This is a genomic window from Microbacterium sp. B19(2022) (genome assembly GCF_012030385.1).
In the GTDB taxonomy this organism is placed as follows: Bacteria; Actinomycetota; Actinomycetes; order Actinomycetales; family Microbacteriaceae; genus Microbacterium; species Microbacterium oxydans_B.
In genome coordinates, this window is the sequence record NZ_JAAUVO010000024.1 from 24,745 (window position 1) to 45,714 (window position 20,970).

20 protein-coding genes and 1 tRNA gene are annotated in these 20,970 nt (G+C 68.7%); 14 read left to right on the forward strand and 7 right to left on the reverse strand.

The window, feature by feature from the left end; genetic code table 11:
- The first annotated feature begins 32 nt into the window (after positions 1-32).
- The 5 genes from HCX50_RS17585 to HCX50_RS17605 all read left to right on the forward strand — a co-directional run bounded on the left by HCX50_RS17585 (position 33) and on the right by HCX50_RS17605 (position 5,418).
- Positions 33-1,100: an aspartate-semialdehyde dehydrogenase gene (locus HCX50_RS17585; protein ID WP_091028795.1), complete on the forward strand. Its 1,068-nt coding sequence runs from the start codon at positions 33-35 to the stop codon at positions 1,098-1,100.
- A gap of 82 nt (positions 1,101-1,182) precedes the next feature.
- A complete protein-coding gene (locus HCX50_RS17590) occupies positions 1,183-2,655 on the forward strand; it encodes a malate:quinone oxidoreductase (protein ID WP_167635224.1) in 1,473 nt (490 codons plus the stop codon).
- A gap of 9 nt (positions 2,656-2,664) precedes the next feature.
- A complete protein-coding gene (locus HCX50_RS17595) occupies positions 2,665-3,318 on the forward strand; it encodes a thymidine kinase (protein ID WP_091028802.1) in 654 nt (217 codons plus the stop codon).
- A 107-nt stretch (positions 3,319-3,425) separates the two neighbouring features.
- On the forward strand, positions 3,426-4,148 hold the full coding sequence (locus tag HCX50_RS17600) for a FadR/GntR family transcriptional regulator (protein ID WP_091028805.1): 723 nt from the start codon (positions 3,426-3,428) through the stop codon (positions 4,146-4,148).
- 10 nt (positions 4,149-4,158) lie between these two features.
- A complete protein-coding gene (locus tag HCX50_RS17605) occupies positions 4,159-5,418 on the forward strand; it encodes an alpha-hydroxy acid oxidase (RefSeq protein WP_091028809.1) in 1,260 nt (419 codons plus the stop codon).
- A 30-nt stretch (positions 5,419-5,448) separates the two neighbouring features.
- On the opposite strand, the gene HCX50_RS17610 is transcribed toward HCX50_RS17605, so the two are convergent.
- The 6 genes from HCX50_RS17610 to HCX50_RS17635 all read right to left on the reverse strand — a co-directional run bounded on the left by HCX50_RS17610 (position 5,449) and on the right by HCX50_RS17635 (position 11,276).
- On the reverse strand, positions 5,449-6,291 hold the full coding sequence (locus HCX50_RS17610; protein WP_167635225.1) for a DUF1295 domain-containing protein: 843 nt from the start codon (positions 6,289-6,291) through the stop codon (positions 5,449-5,451).
- A 52-nt stretch (positions 6,292-6,343) separates the two neighbouring features.
- Complete coding sequence (locus tag HCX50_RS17615) at positions 6,344-7,099, reverse strand: HAD-IIB family hydrolase (RefSeq protein ID WP_029261046.1); 756 nt, start codon at positions 7,097-7,099, stop codon at positions 6,344-6,346.
- Complete coding sequence (locus tag HCX50_RS17620) at positions 7,096-7,572, reverse strand: VanZ family protein (protein ID WP_167635226.1); 477 nt, start codon at positions 7,570-7,572, stop codon at positions 7,096-7,098. The genes HCX50_RS17615 and HCX50_RS17620 overlap by 4 nt, the downstream gene beginning before the upstream one ends.
- 74 nt (positions 7,573-7,646) lie before the next feature.
- Positions 7,647-7,723, reverse strand: a tRNA-Pro gene (locus HCX50_RS17625).
- Positions 7,724-7,779: 56 nt separating this feature from the next.
- Positions 7,780-8,721 (reverse strand): metallophosphoesterase, encoded by a 942-nt coding sequence (locus tag HCX50_RS17630; RefSeq protein WP_167635227.1) that lies wholly within the window; start codon positions 8,719-8,721, stop codon positions 7,780-7,782.
- A complete protein-coding gene (locus HCX50_RS17635) occupies positions 8,712-11,276 on the reverse strand; it encodes a transglycosylase domain-containing protein (protein WP_167635228.1) in 2,565 nt (854 codons plus the stop codon). Before HCX50_RS17635 ends, HCX50_RS17630 begins: the two co-directional genes overlap by 10 nt.
- 88 nt (positions 11,277-11,364) lie before the next feature.
- On the opposite strand from HCX50_RS17635, the gene HCX50_RS17640 reads away from it, so the two are divergent.
- Both HCX50_RS17640 and HCX50_RS17645 read left to right on the forward strand, forming a co-directional pair.
- Complete coding sequence (locus HCX50_RS17640) at positions 11,365-11,589, forward strand: hypothetical protein (protein WP_167635229.1); 225 nt, start codon at positions 11,365-11,367, stop codon at positions 11,587-11,589.
- Entirely contained in the window at positions 11,586-12,044 is a 459-nt protein-coding gene (locus HCX50_RS17645; protein WP_167635230.1) for a RidA family protein, read from the forward strand. Before HCX50_RS17640 ends, HCX50_RS17645 begins: the two co-directional genes overlap by 4 nt.
- An 83-nt stretch (positions 12,045-12,127) precedes the next feature.
- Here HCX50_RS17645 and acs read toward each other — a convergent pair whose 3' ends face one another.
- Complete coding sequence (gene acs / locus HCX50_RS17650) at positions 12,128-14,095, reverse strand: acetate--CoA ligase (RefSeq protein WP_167635231.1); 1,968 nt, start codon at positions 14,093-14,095, stop codon at positions 12,128-12,130.
- 399 nt (positions 14,096-14,494) lie between these two features.
- Between acs and HCX50_RS17655 the strand changes: the two genes are divergently transcribed.
- The 7 genes from HCX50_RS17655 to tmk all read left to right on the forward strand — a co-directional run bounded on the left by HCX50_RS17655 (position 14,495) and on the right by tmk (position 20,936).
- A complete protein-coding gene (locus HCX50_RS17655) occupies positions 14,495-15,502 on the forward strand; it encodes a TadA family conjugal transfer-associated ATPase (protein WP_167635232.1) in 1,008 nt (335 codons plus the stop codon).
- Entirely contained in the window at positions 15,496-16,398 is a 903-nt protein-coding gene (locus HCX50_RS17660) for a type II secretion system F family protein (RefSeq protein ID WP_208617604.1), read from the forward strand. The genes HCX50_RS17655 and HCX50_RS17660 overlap by 7 nt, the downstream gene beginning before the upstream one ends.
- Before the next feature lie 68 nt (positions 16,399-16,466).
- Positions 16,467-16,664: a DUF4244 domain-containing protein gene (locus HCX50_RS17665; protein ID WP_091028836.1), complete on the forward strand. Its 198-nt coding sequence runs from the start codon at positions 16,467-16,469 to the stop codon at positions 16,662-16,664.
- Entirely contained in the window at positions 16,664-17,029 is a 366-nt protein-coding gene (locus HCX50_RS17670; RefSeq protein WP_167635233.1) for a TadE family type IV pilus minor pilin, read from the forward strand. The genes HCX50_RS17665 and HCX50_RS17670 overlap by 1 nt, the downstream gene beginning before the upstream one ends.
- Positions 17,029-17,355 carry a helicase gene (locus HCX50_RS17675; RefSeq protein WP_091028842.1) on the forward strand — a complete coding sequence of 109 codons (327 nt, stop codon included), beginning with the start codon at positions 17,029-17,031 and terminating at the stop codon, positions 17,353-17,355. The genes HCX50_RS17670 and HCX50_RS17675 overlap by 1 nt, the downstream gene beginning before the upstream one ends.
- Before the next feature lie 81 nt (positions 17,356-17,436).
- Complete coding sequence (topA, locus tag HCX50_RS17680) at positions 17,437-20,310, forward strand: type I DNA topoisomerase (protein WP_167635234.1); 2,874 nt, start codon at positions 17,437-17,439, stop codon at positions 20,308-20,310.
- Positions 20,307-20,936 carry a dTMP kinase gene (tmk, locus tag HCX50_RS17685; RefSeq protein WP_091028849.1) on the forward strand — a complete coding sequence of 210 codons (630 nt, stop codon included), beginning with the start codon at positions 20,307-20,309 and terminating at the stop codon, positions 20,934-20,936. Before topA ends, tmk begins: the two co-directional genes overlap by 4 nt.
- The last annotated feature ends 34 nt before the right edge of the window (positions 20,937-20,970 follow it).

Consider the following 20,970-nt stretch of genomic DNA (forward strand, 5'->3'; position numbering starts at 1 on the left):
GTACGCCGCACCGCACGACGCCAAGGAACATCATGACCCGCATCTCCGAATCAGGACTCTCCATCGCCATCGTCGGCGCCACCGGCCAGGTGGGCACCGTGATGCGCGAGATTCTCGCCGAGCGGTCGTTCCCGATCCGCGACCTGCGCCTGTTCTCCTCCGCACGTTCCGCCGGCACCGCGATCGAGTTCGGTGGCGCGACCGTCATCGTCGAAGACGTCGAGACGGCGGATGCCGCGGGCATCGACATCGCCCTGTTCTCGGCCGGGGCCACGGCGAGCCGTGCCTACGCTCCGCGTTTCGCCGCTGCCGGTGCCGTGGTCGTCGACAACTCCAGCGCCTGGCGTATGGACCCCGAGGTTCCGCTCGTCGTCAGCGAAGTGAACCCGCACGCGATCGACGAGCGCCCCAAGGGCATCATCGCGAACCCGAACTGCACCACGATGGCCGCGATGCCGGTGCTGAAGGCGCTGGACGCCGAGGCGGGCCTCGAGCGTCTGATCGTGTCGACCTACCAGGCGGTCTCCGGATCCGGTCTCGCCGGTGCGCAGGAGCTGCTCGGCCAGGTCGAGGGCGTGCTCGCTCAGGGCGACACCCTGCGCCTGGTGCACGACGGCTCGGCGGTCGACTTCCCCGAGCCCGAGAAGTACGTCGCACCGATCGCGTTCGACGTGATCCCGTTCGCCGGCAACCTCGTCGACGACGGCGACAACGAGACCGACGAGGAGAAGAAGCTCCGCAACGAGAGCCGCAAGATCCTCGAGCTCCCCGGCCTCCGCGTCGCGGGCACCTGCGTGCGCGTCCCGGTCTTCACCGGTCACTCGCTCTCGATCAACGTCGAGTTCGCCCGCGACATCACGCCCGAGCGCGCGCGCGAGGTCCTGAGCGCGGCTCCCGGCGTCGTACTCGACGAGGTTCCGACCCCGCTGCAGGCGGCGGGCAAGGACCCGAGCTTCGTCGGACGCATCCGTGCCGACCAGTCGGCTGCCGAGGGCAAGGGGCTCGTCCTCTTCATCAGCAACGACAACCTGCGAAAGGGCGCCGCGCTGAACGCCGTGCAGATCGCCGAGGTCCTCGCGGAGCGTCTGGTCATAGCCTGACGGTATCCCCGCCATGTGGAACCGGTCTGGCAAGGTCGGTCGCATGGTCTGCGACGGCGTGCCCGCGAACTAGACTGGTTCGGTGACAGAAAACGTCGATGTCGTCCTGATCGGCGGTGGCATCATGAGCGCCACCCTGGGTACTCTCCTGCATGAGCTGCAGCCGGAGTGGAAGATCGTCGCCTTCGAGCGACTCTCCGATGTGGCTCAGGAGAGCTCGAACCCATGGAACAACGCCGGCACGGGGCACGCCGCCCTGTGCGAGCTGAACTACATGCCGCAGCAGGGCGACGCTCCGCTCGACCCCGCCAAGGCCGTGTCGATCAACGAGCAGTTCCAGCAGAGCCGGCAGTTCTGGTCGTCGTTGGTCGAGAAGGGCGTGCTCGACGCGCCGTCGACCTTCATCAACGCGACTCCGCACATGACCTTCGTCCGCGGCGAGAAGGATGTCGCGTACCTCAAGGCCCGCTACGAGGTGCTCAAGGAGCAGCCGCTGTTCGCCGGCATCGAGTACAGCGAAGACTCCCGCGTCATCAACCAGTGGGCGCCGCTGCTCATGCAGCAGCGCCGCAAGGGTGAGCCGTTCGCCGCGACGCGCGTGCCGGCCGGCACCGACGTCGACTTCGGGGCCCTGACGCACCAGCTCTTCGACCACCTGACCGAGTCGGGTGTCACGCTGCGCACGAACCACGAGGTGCGCAGCCTCAAGAAGCAGAAGGACGGCGGCTGGCTGGTCAAGTACCGCACGACCATCGGTCGCACCCCGAACGAGGTCAAGGCACGCTTCGTGTTCGTCGGTGCGGGTGGCTGGGCGCTCAAGCTGCTGCAGAATTCCGGCATTCCCGAGATCAAGGGCTACGGCGTCTTCCCGATCGGCGGCCAGTTCCTCAAGACCACGAACCCGAAGGTCGTCGCCCAGCACAAGGCGAAGGTCTACTCGCAGGCATCCGTCGGCGCTCCGCCGATGTCGGTTCCGCACCTCGACACCCGCGTCGTCGGCGGCGAGTCGTCGCTCATGTTCGGACCCTTCGCGACGTTCAGCCCGAAGTTCCTCAAGAACGGATCGATGCTCGACATCGTCTCGCAGGTGCGTCCGCACAACCTGCTGCCGATGCTGCAGGTCGCCGTGAAGAACCCCGATCTGATCACGTACCTGGTCGGCGAGCTGCTGAAGAACCACGCCAAGAAGGTCGACAGCCTTCGCACCTTCATGCCGACCGCCAAGGACGAGGACTGGACCCTCATCGACGCCGGTCAGCGCGCTCAGGTGATGAAGAAAGACCCGAAGAAGGGCGGCATCCTGCAGTTCGGCACGGAGGTCGTCTCGTCGGCAGACGGCTCGATAGCCGGGCTCCTCGGTGCCTCTCCGGGAGCTTCGACAGCGGTTCCGATCATGCTCCAGCTGCTCAAGGCCTGCTTCCCGGACGAGTATCCGCACTGGGAGCCCGAACTCCGCGCCCTGATCCCCACCTTCGGCGAGAAGCTGAACACGGATGCGGCGCTCGCGGAGCAGTACACCGAGGCGACCGCCGCCACCCTCGGCATCAACGTCTGAGCCCGGACCGTGGCGAAGCTCTACTTCCGCTACGGCGCGATGAACTCGGGAAAGTCGACCTCGCTGCTCCAGGCTGCCTACAACTACGAGGAGCGCGGCCAGCATGTGCTGCTCGCGAAGCCGGCGATCGACACCAAGGGCGCATCCGAGATCGAGAGTCGGCTCGGCGTCACCCGTCAGGTCGACTTCCTGATCGGCCCCGACGACGACGCGCGAGTGCTCTTCGCCGAGCACCGCGCGCGGATGCAGCATTCGTCGGACGACGAGTTGCTCCCCGCGGGGCCGACCGACGTCGCGTGCCTCCTCATCGACGAGGCGCAGTTCCTCACACCGGCGCAGGTCGACGATCTCTTCCGCATCGCGGTGGAGGACGGTATCCCGGTCATGGCATACGGCATCCGCAACGACTTCCTCACGCATGCGTTTCCCGGTTCCGCGCGACTGCTCGCGATCGCGCACTCGCTGGAGGAGCTCAAGACGATCTGTCGGTGCGGGCGGAAGGCCGTGTTCAACGGCCGTGTCGTCGGCGGGCGCTTCGTGTTCGACGGTGACCAGGTCGCGATCGACGAGGGCGCTATCGGGTCGGCCTCGCCGGAGCTGACGACGTACGAGTCCCTGTGCGGCACCTGCTACCTCGAGGAGTCCGGCGGCCGCCTGGGCTGATCCCCGCGTGTCCCCACCCCGCAGTGCGCGCAGCGGGTTGATCGAGCGCGCCTGTTTGCGTGGTCAGACCACACGCGCTAATCTGTGGTCAGACCACAGGAGGATCGATGGGCGACCAGCCGGCGCGCGCCTGGCAGCTCGTGCTCGAGCACATCGAGCGCGACCTGCTCGACGGTCGACTCGGCCCCGGCGATCGTCTGCCGTCGGAGCGCGATCTCGCGACCGAGCTGGGCGTCGGCAGGTCCAGTGTGCGCGAGGCGTTCCGCGTCCTCGAGGTGATGGGACTCATCCGCACCGCGACCGGTTCCGGCCCCCAGTCCGGTGCCATCGTCATCGCCACCCCGACCGGCGGCATGTCGGCGCTGCTGCGGCTGCAGGTGGCGGCTCAGGGGTTCCCGCTGGATGATGTCGTGCGCACCCGCCTCGTCCTCGAAGATGCGGTCGTCACGGCGATGGCCGCATCCCCCGATCGCGACACCGTGCGCGCTCACGAGCTGCTCGACGCGATGGATGCCGTCGGCCTCTCCGCCGGGGAGTTCCTCGCTCTCGATGCCCAGTTGCACCTCTCGCTCGCGGAAGCCAGCGGGAACACGGTCATCGCCGCGATGATGGCGGGCCTGCGTTCCTCGATCGAGTCGTACGTGCAGGCAGGAGTCGCCGCGATCCCGGACTGGGACTCGATGGCGACCAGGCTCCGCGCCGAGCACCACGCACTCGTCGCCGCGATCGATGCCGCCGATGTCGAGGCCGCTCGAACGCTCGTCCGCACGCACATCACCGGTTACTACACGTCCGCGGGGCTCACCCGCGACATCCACCCTCAGAACTGAGAGGCACATCATGGTGCAGCGCCAGCTCCCGAATCCCGTCGAACTCCTCGACCTCATGAAGTTCAAGAAGCCCGAGCTCGACGGCCGCAAGCGTCGCCTCGACGCCGCGCTGACCATCGACGATCTGCGTCTGATCGCCAAGCGGCGCACGCCCAAGGCTGCGTTCGACTACACCGACGGCGCGGCCGAGGGCGAGCTCTCGCTCACCCGAGCACGCCAGGCTTTCCAAGACGTCGAGTTCCACCCCGGCATCCTGCGTCCGGCACCCGATGTCGACACGAGCACCGAGATCCTCGGAGGCCCGTCGGCCCTGCCGTTCGGCATCGCGCCCACCGGGTTCACGCGTCTGATGCAGACCGAAGGGGAGGTCGCTGGAGCCGGTGCCGCGGCCGCCGCCGGCATCCCGTTCACGCTTTCCACACTCGGCACGACGTCGATCGAGGGCGTGAAGGCCGCGAATCCGCACGGCCGCAACTGGTTCCAGCTGTACGTGATGCGCGATCGCGAGATCTCCTACGAGCTCACCCGCCGCGCGGCCGCCGCCGGCTTCGACACGCTGCAGTTCACGGTCGACACCCCCGTCGCCGGTGCTCGTCTGCGCGACAAGCGCAACGGCTTCAGCATCCCTCCGCAGCTGACGCTCGGCACGATCATCAACGCGATCCCGCGTCCGTGGTGGTGGTTCGACTTCCTCACGACCCCCAAGCTCGAGTTCGCGTCGCTGAGCACCACCGGCGGCACGGTCGGCGAGCTGCTGGATGCGGCGATGGATCCGACGATCAGCTACGACGACCTCGCCGTCATCCGTGACATCTGGCCCGGCAAGATCGTGATCAAGGGCGTGCAGAACGTCGAGGACTCCGTGCGCCTGCGGGATGCGGGCGTCGACGGCATCGTCCTGTCGAACCACGGTGGGCGCCAGCTCGATCGCGCGCCCATCCCGTTCCACCTGCTGCCCGAGGTGCGGCGGGCTGTCGGCGACGACTTCACCGTCATGATCGACACCGGCATCATGAACGGCGCCGACATCGTCGCGGCGGTCGCGCTCGGAGCCGACTTCACGCTCATCGGTCGCGCGTACCTCTACGGGCTCATGGCCGGTGGACGCCAGGGTGTCGACCGCACGATCGCCATCCTGCGCAGCGAGATCGAGCGCACGATGCGGTTGCTGGGGGTCTCGTCGCTGGCCGAGCTCGAGCCGGGCCACGTCACCCAGCTCACCCGTCTGGTGCCGGTCGCCCGCGCGAACGCCGAGGCGCGCACGCGCTGATCGCGTCCATCCCGCGGTGGCTCTGCCGTCTCAGGACTGCGGAGCCACCGCGCGAGCGCGCGGCGGCCAGGGAATGAGCATCGAGGTCGCGCGCCGGTACTCGGCGTAGGCCGGGTACTTGGATGCGGTGATCGACTCCGTGAAGATGGTCGACCCGATGAACAGCACGGTCAGCAAGGCGGGGCCGATGATGGTCGGGTTGAGCGCGCCGCCGGCGAAGCCCGCACCGCCGGCGACCGCCGCCGTCGCTCCGATGGCATAGAAGGCCCACCACTGCGCCTGCTCGAAGAAGAAGTTCGGGTGGCGGCTGAAGCGGAACAGCCCCGTCGTCAGGAATCCCGGGGCGAGCGTGCCGCCTGCCTGCTTCTTGCGCTGGTGGAAACGCCACTGCTGCTGGTCGGCCACGGTCTCGCCGATGAGGAACACGAGGAACGCGGCGACGAACAGTGCATCCCACCCGGTGAGTGCTGCGGGATGCTCTGCCGCGACCAGGGCGGGCAGCGTGATGAGCACGAGCAGCGTCATCTGGTAGCCGATGATGAACAGCACGTTGAAGACCTGGAACTGCCACGGGCGCATGCGTCCACGCAGGATCGCCCACCGGTAGTCCTCCACGCCCGTGTAGCCGCCCTTGCGCGCGAAGTTGAAGGTCAAGCGTGCGCCCCAGGCGGTCGCCAGCACCCCCATGAGCACGATACGCACGGAGCCGTCGCCGTTCGCGAAGGCGCCGGCCACGAAGATCCACACGTAGACGACGGGAACGATCGACCATGCCCGATCGACCCACGAGGTGTCGCGTGTGATCAGGGAGAGGATCCAGCACACGGCGCTGGCGGCCGCGGCGGTGATGATGACGATCAGCAGGGCATCCATGACGCCATGTTAGGACCAGGGCGCGACAGAGCGTCGCAGGACGCCTCCGAGGTCAGAGCGTCAGCAGGAGACCGTCGAGCTTCTCCGCCGTGTCTTCCCAGCCGTCGACGGCCACGGAGGGCACGCCGATGGCGAGGACCGGGTAGTCGTTCCCGCCCTCGTCGAGGCGGTCGCCGTAGAACAGCATCTCGGTGAGAGGGATGCCGGTGTGCTCGGCGAGCTGCCGCATCCCGAAGGCCTTGTCGATGCCGGCCTGCGTGATGTCGATGGACGTCGATCCGCCGGAGCGCACCTCGAGTCCGGGAAGGCGAGCGGCGACGGCGGCGCGCAGAGCCGCACGCTTGGTGCCCGCGGGATCCCAGTCGTGCTTCGCCTCGCGCGGTGCGCGCTGCCCCAATGCGGAGAACGTGATCTGAGAGCCGCGGTCCTCGAGGATCTCTCCCCAGGGCTCGGCCTCCCACAGTCCCAGGCGCTCGGCCTCTTCGCGCAGCGCTGTCAACGCGGCCTGCTTGTCCTCGTCGCTGAGGTCGTGCGCGTACACGGGGGCGAAGTCGGAGCCGTCGTACCGGAGGTAGCGGGTGCCGCAGGTCGGCAGCAGGTGCAGGCGGGCGAGGTCGGCGGCATCCGCATCGCCGAGGCGTGCGAGCACTTGACTGCGGAACTGCGCCTCGTTGCCGCCGGAGATGATGGCGACGTCGACGGAGCGCAGCAGGCTGCGCAGCAGCGCCGCGATTCGCGGGTCGATCAGGCCCTTGGAAGGGGCGAGCGTGTCATCGAGATCGAAGGCGACGAGTGTGGGCGCGGTCATGATGTCTCCAGCCTAGAAGGTGGCCGCTGGGAGGGTCGTGAAGCGAGCAGCAGGGTGCAGAGGACGGCGAACACGACGCCGACGAACGCGCCGGTCGAGTTGGCCACGAGGTCGGTGACGGTGGCGGCGCGATGGGGGAGGGCCACACGCTGCGCGGTCTCGATCCCGAGCGACAGGAGCGGCCCGACCAGCAGAGCGAGAGGCCACACCCGACGGGGGAGCAGGACGAAGGCGAGGATGCCGACGGGCACGAACACCAGGATGTTCGCGATGATCTCGAGCCGGGTGAAGTCGAGGGATTCCCATCCGAGGCGGTGCGCCGTGCCGAGGACCAGGTCGAGCAGGTTGGGCATCGCCCGTTCGATCCGCGACGGTGTCAGGGTCAGAGCGGCAAGGCCCAGGAGGAACGGGATGCCGAGCGCGAGGGCCCACAGGCGGGTGAACCGGCGCGGTGGTGGAAGGAGCGACCCCATGCGTTCCCTTCCCCTTCGTGCACGTGCCCGATACAGAGAAGGCCGCCCCGGTGGGGGCGGCCTTCTCTTGTCACTGGTCGGGGTGACAGGATTTGAACCTGCGACCTCTTCGTCCCGAACGAAGCGCGCTACCAAGCTGCGCCACACCCCGTTTGCAACCCTCCGAGTCTACAGGGAAATGCTCCGTGCGCCGAATCGAGCCGGCGATCAGTCCCGCGCGGTGAGCGTGAGCAGCGTGGCCTCGGGGCGGCAGGCGAAGCGGACCGGCGCGTAGATCGAGTGTCCGCATCCGGCGCTGACGTTGAGCGGCACCGTGCGGCCGTCGTGCGTCCACGTACTCAGTCCCTTGGCCTGCTTGAGGGGGATGTCGCAGTTGGCCACGAGGGCGCCGTAGCCGGGGAGGCAGACCTGGCCGCCGTGGGTGTGGCCACCGAGGATCGTGTCTGCACCCAGGTCGATGAATCCGTTGAGCACGCGCTGGTAGGGCGCGTGGGTGACGCCCAGCACCGGTGTGCCGGCGTCGCGCGGACCGAGCGCGCCGATGGCGTCCGGCAGCACGTCGAGGCGGTCCCAGTCGCGGTGGGCGTCGTTCACGCCGAAGAGGTCGACCGGAGTGCCGGCGAGGGTGAGTCGCGCCGCGGCGTTGTTGAGGTCGGTCCACCCGAGCTCGTCGGTGAAGTACCGGTCCATCGCCGCGGTGTCGAGGTGCTCCGGCTCGGGCTGCTTCTTGGACGGACCGAGGAAGTAGCGCAAAGGATTGCGCGGAGACGGCGCGGTCACATCGTTCGACCCGTGCACGAACACTCCAGGGATGCCCGCGAGCGGATCGAACGCCCGTCGGATGCCTTCCAGACCGTTCGCGTGCCCGAGATTGTCGCCGGTGTTGACGACGAGATCGGGCTTCAGCTCGGCGAGCGACGCCAGCCAGTCCTGCTTGCGGTGCTGCCAGGGTGCCATGTGCGCGTCCGAGACGTGCAGGATGCGCAAGGGGGCCGAACCGGGCGGGAGCGCGGATGCCGTCGCCTCGCGCACCGTGAACAGGTAGCGCTCGATGCCGATGCCCCAGACGGCTGCGGCGGCACCGACGGCCCCCACCGCGCCGAGCGCGATGAGGGCCGGGTGCGCAGCACCGCGAGCGTTTACTTGCACGTCACGGTGACGGCGGTGGACTTGCTGGTCGCCGTGCCGGGTGCCGGGTCCGTGGAGGACACCACCGCCGTCGGCGGGGTGCACGAGTTGTCGAAGTCGAACGACGTGAAGCCCGCAGACTGCAGAGCGGCAGATGCCTGCGCTGGCGACATGCCGACGAGGTTGGCCGGAACCGTGGTTCCCTGGCCGTTGCTGGGCGAGATCGTGATGGTCGACCCGCCCGCCGTCTGCCCGGAGGGATCCTGCGCGACGACGATGTTGGTCGGCTTGTCGCTGTCGACAGCGGCACCGACGGACACGCCGAAGCCGTTGCTCTTGAGGGTCGACTCCGCTTCCTCCATCGTCATGCCGACGACGTTCGGGATGTCGACCACCACCCGACGGATCAGCTTGTCGTCCGGACGCGGGAAGTCGCCTCCCTCGTACACCTCGTTGGCGGCGGCCTGCGCGGCCTTGGCCAACGGATAGCGCATCTCGTTGAGCCGGTAACCAGCGGGGGTCCGCTTCTGGTAGATGTCCGACTGCCCCTTCCAGCGGCCGGCCCAGACTGCCGTGGTGACCTTGGTGCTGGACTCGATCATCATGGTCGACCAGCGGTCGTGCGTCCCGGTCTTGCCGATCAGCGGCGTGCCGTCGAACGGGTTGGCGTTCTGACCGGTGCCGCCCGAGTCCATCACTCCCTTGAGCGCGTACGCGGCCGTCGCCGCGACCTCAGGGGCGAGCACGCCGTCGGTGCACGAGGCGGCCGGAAGCTCGCGGTCCTTGCCGTCGGGGCCGACCACGCGGTCGATCGCGCGCGGGGTGCAGTACTTGCCGCCGCTCGCGACTGTGGCATAGGCGTTCGCCATGGCGATGGGGGAGATGTTCTTCGGGCCGAGCACGTCGTACGGCACGTTCTCTTCGGTGACCTTCTTGCCACTTGCGAGCGTGACGCCCATGCGATCGGCGACCTTGTTGATGTCGCAGATATCGAGCTTCGAGGCCATTGCGAAGTAGCCGCTGTTCAGCGACTGCCGCGTGAAGTCCATCACGCTCCCGGTCCTGCCGCCACCGCCGCCGAAGTTGCCGATCTCCTTGGTGTTCGTGCTCTGCGGGCTCTCGCAGACGGGGATCTTCAAGTTCGTCTGCACACGACCGTTGAGCACCTCGTTGACGGAGTGCCCCTTCTCGAGCCAGTCGATCAGCGTGAAGAGCTTGTACACCGAGCCGACCTGGAAGCCGCCGGAGTTGCCGTGCTTCTGGTCGCCGGCGAAGACGAGCGAGGTCTTGCCGAGATCATCGGTGGTGGTCTCGTCGAACCGCGTGTTCTGCGTGATCGACAGGATGCGACCGGTGCCGACCTCGATCGAGACGCCCGCAGCGCCGAAGTAGTCGTTGTCGTAGTTGGCCGGAACGATCTCGCTCATCGTCTGCGCCGCCGGGTTCTGAATGCGGTAGTCCAGCGAGGTGTAGATCTTCAGGCCGCCGCGACGGAGCAGGTCGGCGCGCTCCTGAGGAGTCTTACCGAAGGCTTCGTCGTCGAGCACGATCGATCGCACGTACTGGCAGAAGTACGCGTTGAGACCGGCCGCCGCACAGCCCTGTGTGGGCTGCTTCAGCGTCGGTGTGATCTCGGAGGCATCCGCCTCGTCGTACTGCGCCTGAGTGATCTTTCCGTCGGCGAGCATGCGGCCCAGCACGTAGTGGCGACGGTCCTTCGTGAGCGAGTAGCCGCTCTCGGCGGTGTTCAGCGCCTCGCCGTCCTGGTTCGTCGTGGTGCCCTGCGGCATGTCGATGCGGTAGGTGTTGGGGTTCTGCACGATGCCGGCCAAGGTCGCCGCCTGCGCGACCGTGAGGTTCGCGGCGCTCGTGCTGAAGTAGTACTTCGATGCGGCCTCGATGCCGTACACGGTGCCGCCGAAGTTCGCGATGTTCAGGTATCCGAGCAGGATGTCGTTCTTCGAGAAGTCCTTCTCGACCTGGATCGCGTAGCGCATCTCTTGCAGCTTGCGTTCGATGCCCTCGTTGCCGCTGGCGTTGGTCGCGTCATCGAAGCACTTGCGGAGGTCGTCGGTGTACGTCTCGGAGTTCCGGTCGACGTCCTGCTCGCACTCCTGGATCAGCACGTTCTTCACGTACTGCTGGCTGATCGTGGAAGCACCGCGGCTGGAGGTGCCTCGGACGTTGTCGATGAGGGCCTTCACGGTCGCGCCGAGGTTGACACCGCCGTGGCTGTAGAAGCTCTTGTCCTCACTGGAGAGGATGGCGTCGTACAGCGTGGGAGACACCTGCTCGTACGTGACCGGGATGCGGTTCTGCTCGTAGAACGAGGCGAGCTCGACCGGCTTGCCGTCGGGGTCTGTGGCGTAGATGGTCGACTGCTCCATCGGCGTACCCGGGTTGAGGTTCTCGGGGAGCTGGTCGAAGAGAGTGAGTGCCTGGCTGCCGGCGAGACCGGTCATGGTGAGGACGGGCGTGACACTGGCAGCGACCAGGAGGCCGGCGACGGCGCTCAAGCCGACGAGCCCGACGAGACCGCCGAGCACGCCTCTCACCGTGCGATTCTTTTGGGGCATACGCTTGATCGTAGGGGAGTTCCCTGAATACCACCTTTGACGAGCCGGCCCGTAATCACGGTGTCGCGCCCCGATCGACAGGAGTGCCATGACCACGTGGGAGTACCTCACCACGCCGCTGCTGATCCACAACACGGCAGCCATCCTCAACAACTGGGGCAAGCAGGGCTGGGAGCTCGTGCAGGTCGTGCAGGGTCCCGAAGGCGGTCTCGTCGCCTACCTGAAGCGTCCGGTGAACGCGGATGCCTCCGCCAACGCCGGCCTCGCCGCCGCGGAGCAGGCCGCCCGCCAGTTCGAGGGAGACCAGGCATGAGCGTCGCCGCGCGGCTCGCCGAACTCGGCATCGAGCTGCCCGCGGTGGCCGCTCCCGTTGCGGCCTACGTCCCGGCGGTCGTGCACAGCGGTCTCGTCTACACCTCGGGCCAGCTCCCGTTCGTCTCCGGTGCGCTCCCCGCCGTCGGCAAGGTCGACGCCGAGGTCTCGGCGGAAGACGCGAAGGCGTACGCGCGCACCTGTGCTCTGAACGCCCTCGCCGCGGCGGCGGATGCCGCGGGCGGCGTCGACCGCATCGGCGGAGTGCTCCGCGTGGGCGGCTTCGTCGCCTCCGCCGCAGACTTCACGGGTCAGCCCGGCGTCATCAACGGTGCTAGCGAGGTACTCGGCGAGATCTTCGGCGAGGCAGGGCGTCACGCTCGTGCGGCCGTGGGCGTCGCGGAGCTTCCCCTCGGCAGCCCCGTCGAGGTCGAGGTCACCTTCATCCTCGCCTGAACGCTGTCCGGCGCATCCGTGCCGTAGACGAAGAACGCGCCTCCCCGGATCGGGAAGGCGCGTTCTTCGTCTGCGGGGGAGTCCTACTTGACCTGCGCCGAGATGATGCTCATCACCGCGGTGTCGGCCAGCGTCGTCGTGTCCCCGACCTCGCGGCCTTCGGCGACGTCGCGCAGCAGGCGCCGCATGATCTTGCCGGAGCGGGTCTTCGGCAGCTCGCCCACGATGTACACGTCGCGCGGGCGGGCGATCGCCCCGATCTGCTCTCCGACCCACAGGCGCAGCAGCTGCGCGAGACCTGCGGGCTCGTGCTCGGCGAGGTAGCTCTCCTTGATGATGACGAAGGCCACGACAGCCTGTCCGGTCGTCTCGTCCGACGCGCCGACCACGGCGGCTTCGGCGGTCGCTTCGTGCGCGACCAGCGACGACTCGATCTCCGCCGTCGAGAGACGGTGCCCCGAGACGTTCATGACGTCGTCGACGCGGCCGAGCAGCCACAGGTCGCCATCCTCGTCGAGGCGGGCCCCGTCGCCCGCGAAGTAGTAGCCCTGGTCCTCGAACTTCTCCCAGTACGTCTCGCGGTAGCGCTCCGGGTCGCCCCAGATGCCGCGCAGCATGCTCGGCCAGGGATCGGTGATCACGAGCAGCCCGCCGTTGCCGTTGCCGACCTCGACGCCCTGCTCATCGACGACATCGATCGAGATCCCCGGGAGCGGAACCTGCGCGGATCCGGGCTTGGTCTCGGTCACACCGGGGAGGGCCGAGACCATGATCGCTCCGGTCTCGGTCTGCCACCACGTGTCGACGATCGGCGTCTTGCCGGCGCCGATGACCTCGCGGTACCACATCCAGGCCTCGGGGTTGATGGGCTCACCCACCGAACCGAGCAGGCGCAGCGACGACAGGTCGAACTTCTGCGGCACGCTGCGGCCGATCTTCATGAACGAGCGGATCGCCGTCGGCGCGGTGTAGAAGATCGAGACCTTGTACTTCTCGATGATCTCCCACCAGCGCCCGGGGTGCGGAGCATCCGGCGTGCCTTCGTAGAGCACCTGGGTGGCGCCGTTCGCGAGCGGACCGTAGGTGACGTAGCTGTGTCCGGTGATCCACCCGATGTCGGCCGTGCACCAGAAGACGTCGGTCTCCGGGTGCAGGTCGAACACGTACTTGTGCGAGTACGCGACCTGGGTGAGGTAGCCACCCGAGGTGTGCAGGATGCCCTTGGGCTTCCCGGTGGTTCCCGAGGTGTAGAGGATGAACAGCGGGTTCTCCGCGGGGAAGGCCTGGGCCGTGTGCTCGGCGGACGCCGCCGGAACCACATCGTGCCACCACAGGTCGCGCCCCTCGACCCAGTCCACCTCGTTCTCTCCACGACGGACCACCAGGACGTGTTCGACGGTCTGCTGCTCGCCCTCGCCGCGGTCGGTCAGCGCCTGATCCACGGCGGGCTTCAGGGCGGAGACGCGGCCCTTGCGGTAGCCGCCGTCGGCGGTGATCACGAGCTTCGCTCCCGCATCGTCGATGCGCGAGCGGAGGCTGTCGGCGCTGAATCCGCCGAACACCACGGAGTGGATAGCGCCGAGGCGGGCGACGGCAAGCATCGAGGCGATCGCCTCCGGGATCATGGGCAGGTAGATCGCGACGCGGTCGCCCTGGCCGATGCCGAGTCCTTCGAGGACATTGGCGACCCGTTTGACCTCTGCGGTCAGCTCGGCGTAGGTGATGCGCCGGGAATCCCCGGGCTCGCCCTCCCAGTGCAGCGCGACCCGGTCGCCGTTCCCCGCTTCGACGTGACGGTCGAGGCAGTTGTACGCCACGTTCAGCTCGCCGTCGTCGAACCACTTGGCGAATGGCGGGTTCGTCCAGTCGAGAACCTGCGTGAACGGCTTGTGCCAGTGCACCAGCTCGCGGGACTGCTCGCCCCAGAACGCCTCGCGATCGGCCGCGGCGCGTTCGTAGAGTTCGGGCGATGAGATGGTCTGGGCGACGAATTCCTCCGACGGTGCGAACCGCCGGGTCTCGTCGAGAAGGTGGTCGATCTGGCTGCTCATCGGCAGGCGCTCCTTTGCGGCATTCGGGTCGTTCGAGCAGGGCCGTGGGGGTGGACGGCCCGGTCAGGGCGAATCTATCCGCGCGGCCACGCATCGCATACTGCCGAAAGTCGGTAGTCGTACGGGTTTTGTCAGGACGGTTGCCTTGCGTACACTCGACGACAGCCGAAATCTCATTCCGGCCTTGGCGTGCCCGTTTCCCCCAATCGGGTATCGCCGTGGGCGGCATCTCATTCCCCCCGTGAGATGCCGCCCATTCCGTTGGGAGCGCTCCCGGTTTCGGCGGCGGGGCCTGTCCGTCTCCTGCACCGGCCGGCGACCGTGGGGCTTGTGCACAGCGCCTGAGCCTCGGTGGCGTATCCGATCACCCGGGCCGTTCGTGCCGCCTACCTTCGCGGTATGCCCGATTCCTTCGTCATCCAGCCCCGCGGCGCGGCACCTGTCAGCGGTGCGACGGATGCCGCTGGCGAGCCGCTGCGCCTTGACCCCGCCTTCGGTCCGCTCCTCGCGCACGTCGACGACGCTGTGACCGATGTCTTCGTCAACGGCCCGGCGGGTCTGTTCGTCGACCGGGGCAGCGGTGCCGATCCGGTGAGCGGATGGCGGGCATCGGAGCGGGAGGTCCGCGACCTCGCCGTCGCCCTCGTCGGCCTGGGCGGGCGCCATCTCGACGACCAGGCTCCGTGCGTCGACGTCCGTCTCGATTCCGGCATCCGGGTGCATGCCGTCCTCGCTCCGATCGCGACGACGGGCACCGCACTCTCCATTCGCATCCCTCGAGTGCGGGCGGCCGACCTCGAGGCGCTTGCCGCGCTCGGATCCTTCGGCGCACGCCAGCAGGCCTGGCTCCTCGGCCTGGTGGCCGAGCGGGCCAACATCCTCATCACCGGTGGCACCGGAACGGGCAAGACGACGCTCCTGTCCGCGTTGCTTTCCGAGGTCCCGGCGACCGAGCGCATCGTCACGATCGAAGATGTCGCAGAGCTCCGTCCGCGCCACCCGCATCACGTCGCACTCGAGGCGCGTCAGGCGAATGTCGAGGGAGCGGGAGGGATCACGCTCGCTCGGTTGGTGCGCGAGTCGCTGCGGATGCGGCCGGACCGTCTGGTGGTGGGCGAATGCCGCGGGGAAGAGGTCCGAGAGCTGCTCACCGCGCTCAACACAGGACACGACGGCGGCGCCGGCACGATGCACGCCAGCGGGCTCCGCGACGTGCCGGCCCGGCTCGAGGCCCTCGGCGCGCTGGCGGGAATGGACGCGGTCGCCCTCGCGCGGCAGGCGGTGAGCGCGTTCACCGTGGTGCTGCATCTCGACCGCGCGCCCGGGGGCATCCGTCGGATCCGCCAGGCCGGCCGGCTCGTGATGATGGGCGACCGGCTGGACATCGAGGAGGTGACGCCGTGGTGATCCGGCGTCGTCCTGCGCCCCCTGCGAGTGGGGCGGGGGCGAGCGATGCCGCGACCTCGGTGCAGACCCTGGCCGTCCTGCTGCAGGCGGGAGCGGTGCCGGTCGTCGCCTGGCGGCACCTCGCCGACATCGGTGATCCGCACGCGCTGGCCGTGACCGAACGGGTCGAAGGAGGCGTTCCCCTCCTCGACGCCATCGAGGCAGAGGGCGGGGCCTGGGTAGACCTCGCGGCTGCGTGGGAGATCGCCACCACCGTCGGCGCACCGCTTGCGGAGGTGCTCAGGATCATCGCCGAATCTCTGCGCGACGCCGCGTCCGCCGCCGACGACGTGCGCATCGCACTCGCAGAGCCCGCGGGAACGGCGCGTCTGCTGCTGTGGATGCCGCTCGCCGGACTCCTTCTCGGCTTCGCGCTCGGCTTCGACACCATCGGCGTCATCGTCGGCAATCCGCTCGGTGCCGCCTGCGTGGTCGCGGGTCTGCTGCTCGTGCTCGCGGCGCGACTGTGGACGCGGCGGCTGCTTCGTCGCGCCGCGCCTGCGCCGGGCACGCCGGGCATGCGGGCGGAACTCGTGGCCGTCGCACTCTCCGGGGGCGCTTCGATCGACCGCGCACTCCGCCTCGTCGCCGAGAGCTCGGCCGGCGGAGGGACCGAGGAGAGCATCCGGTCTGTGCTGGAGCTGTCCCGTGCAGCCGGCGTGCCCGCTGCGGAGCTCCTTCGAGCCTCCGCAGCGCAGGATCGGCATGCCGCGCGCGTGAACGGCCGCTTGCGCGCGGCGAAGCTCTCGACGCGACTGCTCATCCCCCTCGGCGTGTGCACCCTGCCCGCATTCCTCCTGCTCGGCGTGGCGCCGATGCTGCTCAGCGTCCTGGCCTCGACACCGCTGCCCCTGTGAGCGAGTGCCCAGCAACCTGCGGAGACCGACCAACCGATGCGAAGGCATCACAGAGAAAGAGGTACACCATGATCCAGATCCCCCGACTCGACCGGCGCCGTGCGGCTGCGCTGTTCGGCGATGACACCGGCGCGGCCACCGCCGAATACGCGATCACCACGATGGCTGCCGTGGCGTTCGCAGGGCTCCTGGTCGTCATCATGCGATCTGACGAGGTTCGCGGCATCCTGACGGATCTTGTCCGGCGAGCCCTCACCGTGTCGTGATGCGCGTCCGCAGGAGCGGCGCCGGTCGCGGCGGGGTGGGGGAGCGAGGCTCCGTCGCCGCAGAACTCGCTCTCGGGCTGCCCGCCGTGGTGCTGGCGCTCCTGCTCGGTGCCGGCGCGCTCGGCGCAGCGTCACGTCAGGTGGCGCTGCAGGACGCCTCGGCGGATGCGGCCCGTCTCCTCGGCCGCGGCGAGGGGGCGGACGCCGCGCAGCGCGTGGTGGGCGCGGCCGTCCCCGGCGCAGGGATCTCGTCTTCGCACTCGGGTGACCTCGTGTGCGTCACGGCAACGTTCGAGGCCTCGATCGGCTCGCTGGTGCGGCTGCCGCTGCGGGCGTCGAGCTGCGCGCTCGACGGAGGCCGCTGATGGCGGGCACGGCGGTTGCGGCGGGGGTCCTGGTGGTCGCGGCCGCGCTGTCGCTCGGGCTCGCCGCGGTCGGCGGAGCGTCGGTGACGGCACAGCGCGCGGCCGGTGCCGCCGATGCCGCGGCACTCGCCGCAGCCGATGCTGCGAGCGGGGCCGTGCCGACCGCAGCGGAGCCGTGCGCGCTCGCCGGGCGGGTCGCTGAGGCGGCGGGCGCGGTGCTCACGGGCTGCGCTCTCGACGGCTTCGTGGCGACCGTGGAGGTGCAGGCGGCGTACGCTGGACTCGCAGCCGTCTCCCGAGCCCGTGCCGGGCCACCCGAGGGATAGCGACGGCAGCGCGACCTCGCTCACTGTGAACGACCCCAACACAGTGGTGTGTATGGTGTGCTTCGAAGAAAGGACGCACCCTTGGCTGAAGGCAAGAAGCTCGTCATCGTCGAGTCCCCGACGAAGATGCGGTCTATTCAGGGATACCTCGGCGACGGCTATGAGGTACTCAGCTCCGTCGGCCACATCCGCGACCTCGCTGACAAGAAGGACATCCCGGCTGCCGACAAGCAGGCCTACGGGAAGTACTCCATCGACATCGACAACGGGTTCGACCCGTACTACGTCGTCTCCGATCGGAAGACCAAGACGGTCGCCGAACTCAAGCGCGCGCTGAAGAGCGCCGACGAGCTCCTGCTCGCCACTGATGAGGACCGCGAAGGCGAGGCGATCGCCTGGCACCTGCTCGAGACGCTCAAGCCCAAGGTCCCCGTCAAGCGCATGGTGTTCCACGAGATCACCAAGGACGCGATCCAGGCGGCCGTCGGCAACACGCGTGAGCTCGACCACGACCTCGTCGACGCACAGGAGACCCGCCGCATCCTCGACCGTCTGTACGGCTGGGACGTCTCGCCTGTCCTCTGGTACAAGGTCAAGACCGGCATCTCGGCCGGACGCGTGCAGTCGGCCGCGACCCGCCTCATCGTCGACCGTGAGCGTGAGCGCATGGCGTTCACCTCGGCCGAGTACTGGGACGTCGATGCTCAGGCCGCCGCGACCGGCACGTCGTTCAAGATCCGCCTCGTGCGCGTCGACGGCGGCCAGCTCGCCCGCGGCACGGACTTCGACGACAGCGGAAAGCTCAAGAAGGCCGTCGTCATCCTCGATGAGGCCACCGCCGCCGCGCTCGCCGAGGCGGTCGACGCCGCCGGCGCCGGCAGCGTCACCAAGGTCGAAGCCAAGCCGGGCACACGCAGCCCGTATGCGCCGTTCACCACCTCGACGATGCAGCAGGAGGCGGGGCGCAAGCTCTCGATGGGCGCCAAGCAGGCGATGGGTGTGGCCCAGCGGCTGTACGAAAAGGGCTACATCACCTATATGCGTACCGACTCCACGTCGCTGAGCACCCAGGCGGTGCAGGCGGCGCGGAGCCAGGCGGTGGCCCTCTACGGCGACGCCGCGGTGCCGCTGAAGCCGCGCGTATACAAGTCCAAGAGCAAGAATGCGCAGGAGGCCCACGAGGCGATCCGTCCCTCGGGCGACACCTTCCGCACGCCCGCCTCTCTCTCGTCCGAGCTCGACCGCGACGAGCAGCGCCTCTACGACCTCATCTGGAAGCGCACGGTCGCCAGCCAGATGTCCGACGCGAAGTACGAGACCACCACGGTCACGATCGCCGTCGACGCCGCGGGCAAGAAGGCCGAGTTCACGGCCTCCGGAACCGTCTACACCTTCAAGGGCTTCCTGGAGGCGTACGAAGAGGGTCGCGACGAGAAGCGCGGTGACGCGGATGCCGCCGAGAATCAGTCGCTGCCTGCCGTCGCTGTCGGAGATCAGCTCGCGGTGTCGGATGCCGAGGCCAAGGGGCACCGGACCACGCCGAAGCCGCGCTACACCGAAGCCTCGCTCGTGAAGGTGCTCGAAGAGAAGGGCATCGGCCGTCCCTCGACGTTCGCGTCGATCCCCGAGACCATCCTCGACCGCGGCTACGCGGTCAAGCGCGGACAGGCGCTCGTGCCGACCTGGCTCGCGTTCAGCGTGGTCCGGCTGCTCGAGGAGCACTTCGCCGAGCTGGTCGACTACGACTTCACCGCGGCGCTCGAGGACGACCTCGACACGATCGCCCGCGGCGAGCAGAACCGCGTGGAATGGCTCAAGTCGTTCTACTTCGGCTCCGATTCGCACGTGGGCCTCCGCCAGGTCGTCGACAACCTCGGCGAGATCGACGCGCGGGCCCTCAACTCCACCCCCATCACCGACACCGCCACGCTGCGCTTCGGCAAGTACGGTCCGTACCTCGAGGTCGCCGACCCGGAGAACCCCGACGCCAAGCCGCGCATCGTCAACGTGCCGGAAGACCTCGCACCCGACGAGCTGACCGCCGAGAAGGCGCAGGAGCTCATCGACGCTCCCGTCGCGGGCGACCGCGTGCTCGGTGAGAACCCGGAGAACGGCAAGATCGTCGTCGTCAAGGACGGCCGGTTCGGTCCGTACGTGCAGGAGAACGACCCGGTGTCCGAGGACGCGGCGGTCGACGAGACGACCGGCGAGGTCGTCGAGGCCCCGAAGCCGAAGCGTGGAGCGAAGAAGGAGACGGCCCCGAAGCCGCGCACCGCATCGCTGTTCCGCTCGATGTCGGTCGACACGATCGAGCTCGACACCGCTCTGCAGCTCCTGAGCCTGCCGCGTGTGGTGGGCGTCGACCCCGAATCGGGCGACGAGATCACGGCGCAGAACGGCCGCTTCGGTCCGTACTTGAAGAAGGGCACCGACTCGCGGTCGCTCGAGAGCGAGTCGCAGATTTTCGACGTCACGCTCGAGCAGGCGCTGGAGATCTACTCCCAGCCGAAGTACGGTGCCGGTCGTCGTGCATCCAGCGCACTCGCCGAGTTCGAGGCCGACCCCGTCAGCGGCAAGCCGATCCGCATTCGCGACGGCCGCTTCGGCGCCTACGTGACCGACGGTGAGACGAACGTCACGATTCCGCGCGGGCAGACCGTCGAAGACATCACGTTCGAGATCGCCGTGCAGATGCTCGCCGACAAGCGTGCGAAGGGCCCGGCTCCCAAGCGCGGAGCGGCCAAGAAGGCACCGGCCAAGAAGGCACCCGCCAAGAAGCCCGCCGCCAAGAAGCCTGCCGCGAAGACCGCGGCTAAGTCGACGGCCGCGAAGAAGGCCCCGGCGAAGAAGGCGACAGCGGCGACGTCGGCCGCACGGTCGGCTGCGGCGAAGAAGGCTGCGGCCACTCGTGCCGCGAACGCCGCCGCGAAGGCCGCGGAGAAGGCAGACTCGTGACCTCAGGTCACGGGGCGTGGATCACGCTCGAAGGCGGAGACGGCTCCGGCAAGACCACGCAGTCGAATCTGCTCGCGGAGTGGCTCGAGGGTACCGGGCGAGCGGTCGTGCGCACGCGCGAACCCGGTGGCTCCGAGGTCGGGCAGCTCATCCGCGACATCGTGCTGCATCATCGCGGTGACATCGCGCCGCGGGCCGAGGCGCTGCTGTATGCGGCCGACCGAGCGCACCACGTCGCGACCGTCGTGCGACCCTCGCTCGACCGTGGTGAGGTGGTGCTGCAGGATCGCTACCTCGACTCGTCCGTGGCGTACCAGGGCGCCGGCCGTGTGCTCGATGCGACCGAGATCCGCGACCTCTCGCTGTGGGCGGCCGAAGGCGCACTGCCCGACCTGACGGTGCTGCTCGACCTCGACCCTGCAGCGGCGCGCACCCGCCTCGACTCCGCCGACAAGCCGTTCGACCGCCTGGAAGCGGAACAGGCGGAGTTCCACGGGCGCGTCCGCGACGCGTACCTCGCCCTCGCGGCGGCCGAGCCGGACAGGTTCCTCGTGCTCGACGCCGCCGCAGCACCGACGGCGATCGCCGAGCAGATCCGTGCGCGGGTCGGCGCCCTGCTCGGCTGACCTGCGCGAGCGACGCCCATGCCGTCGGCGTCGG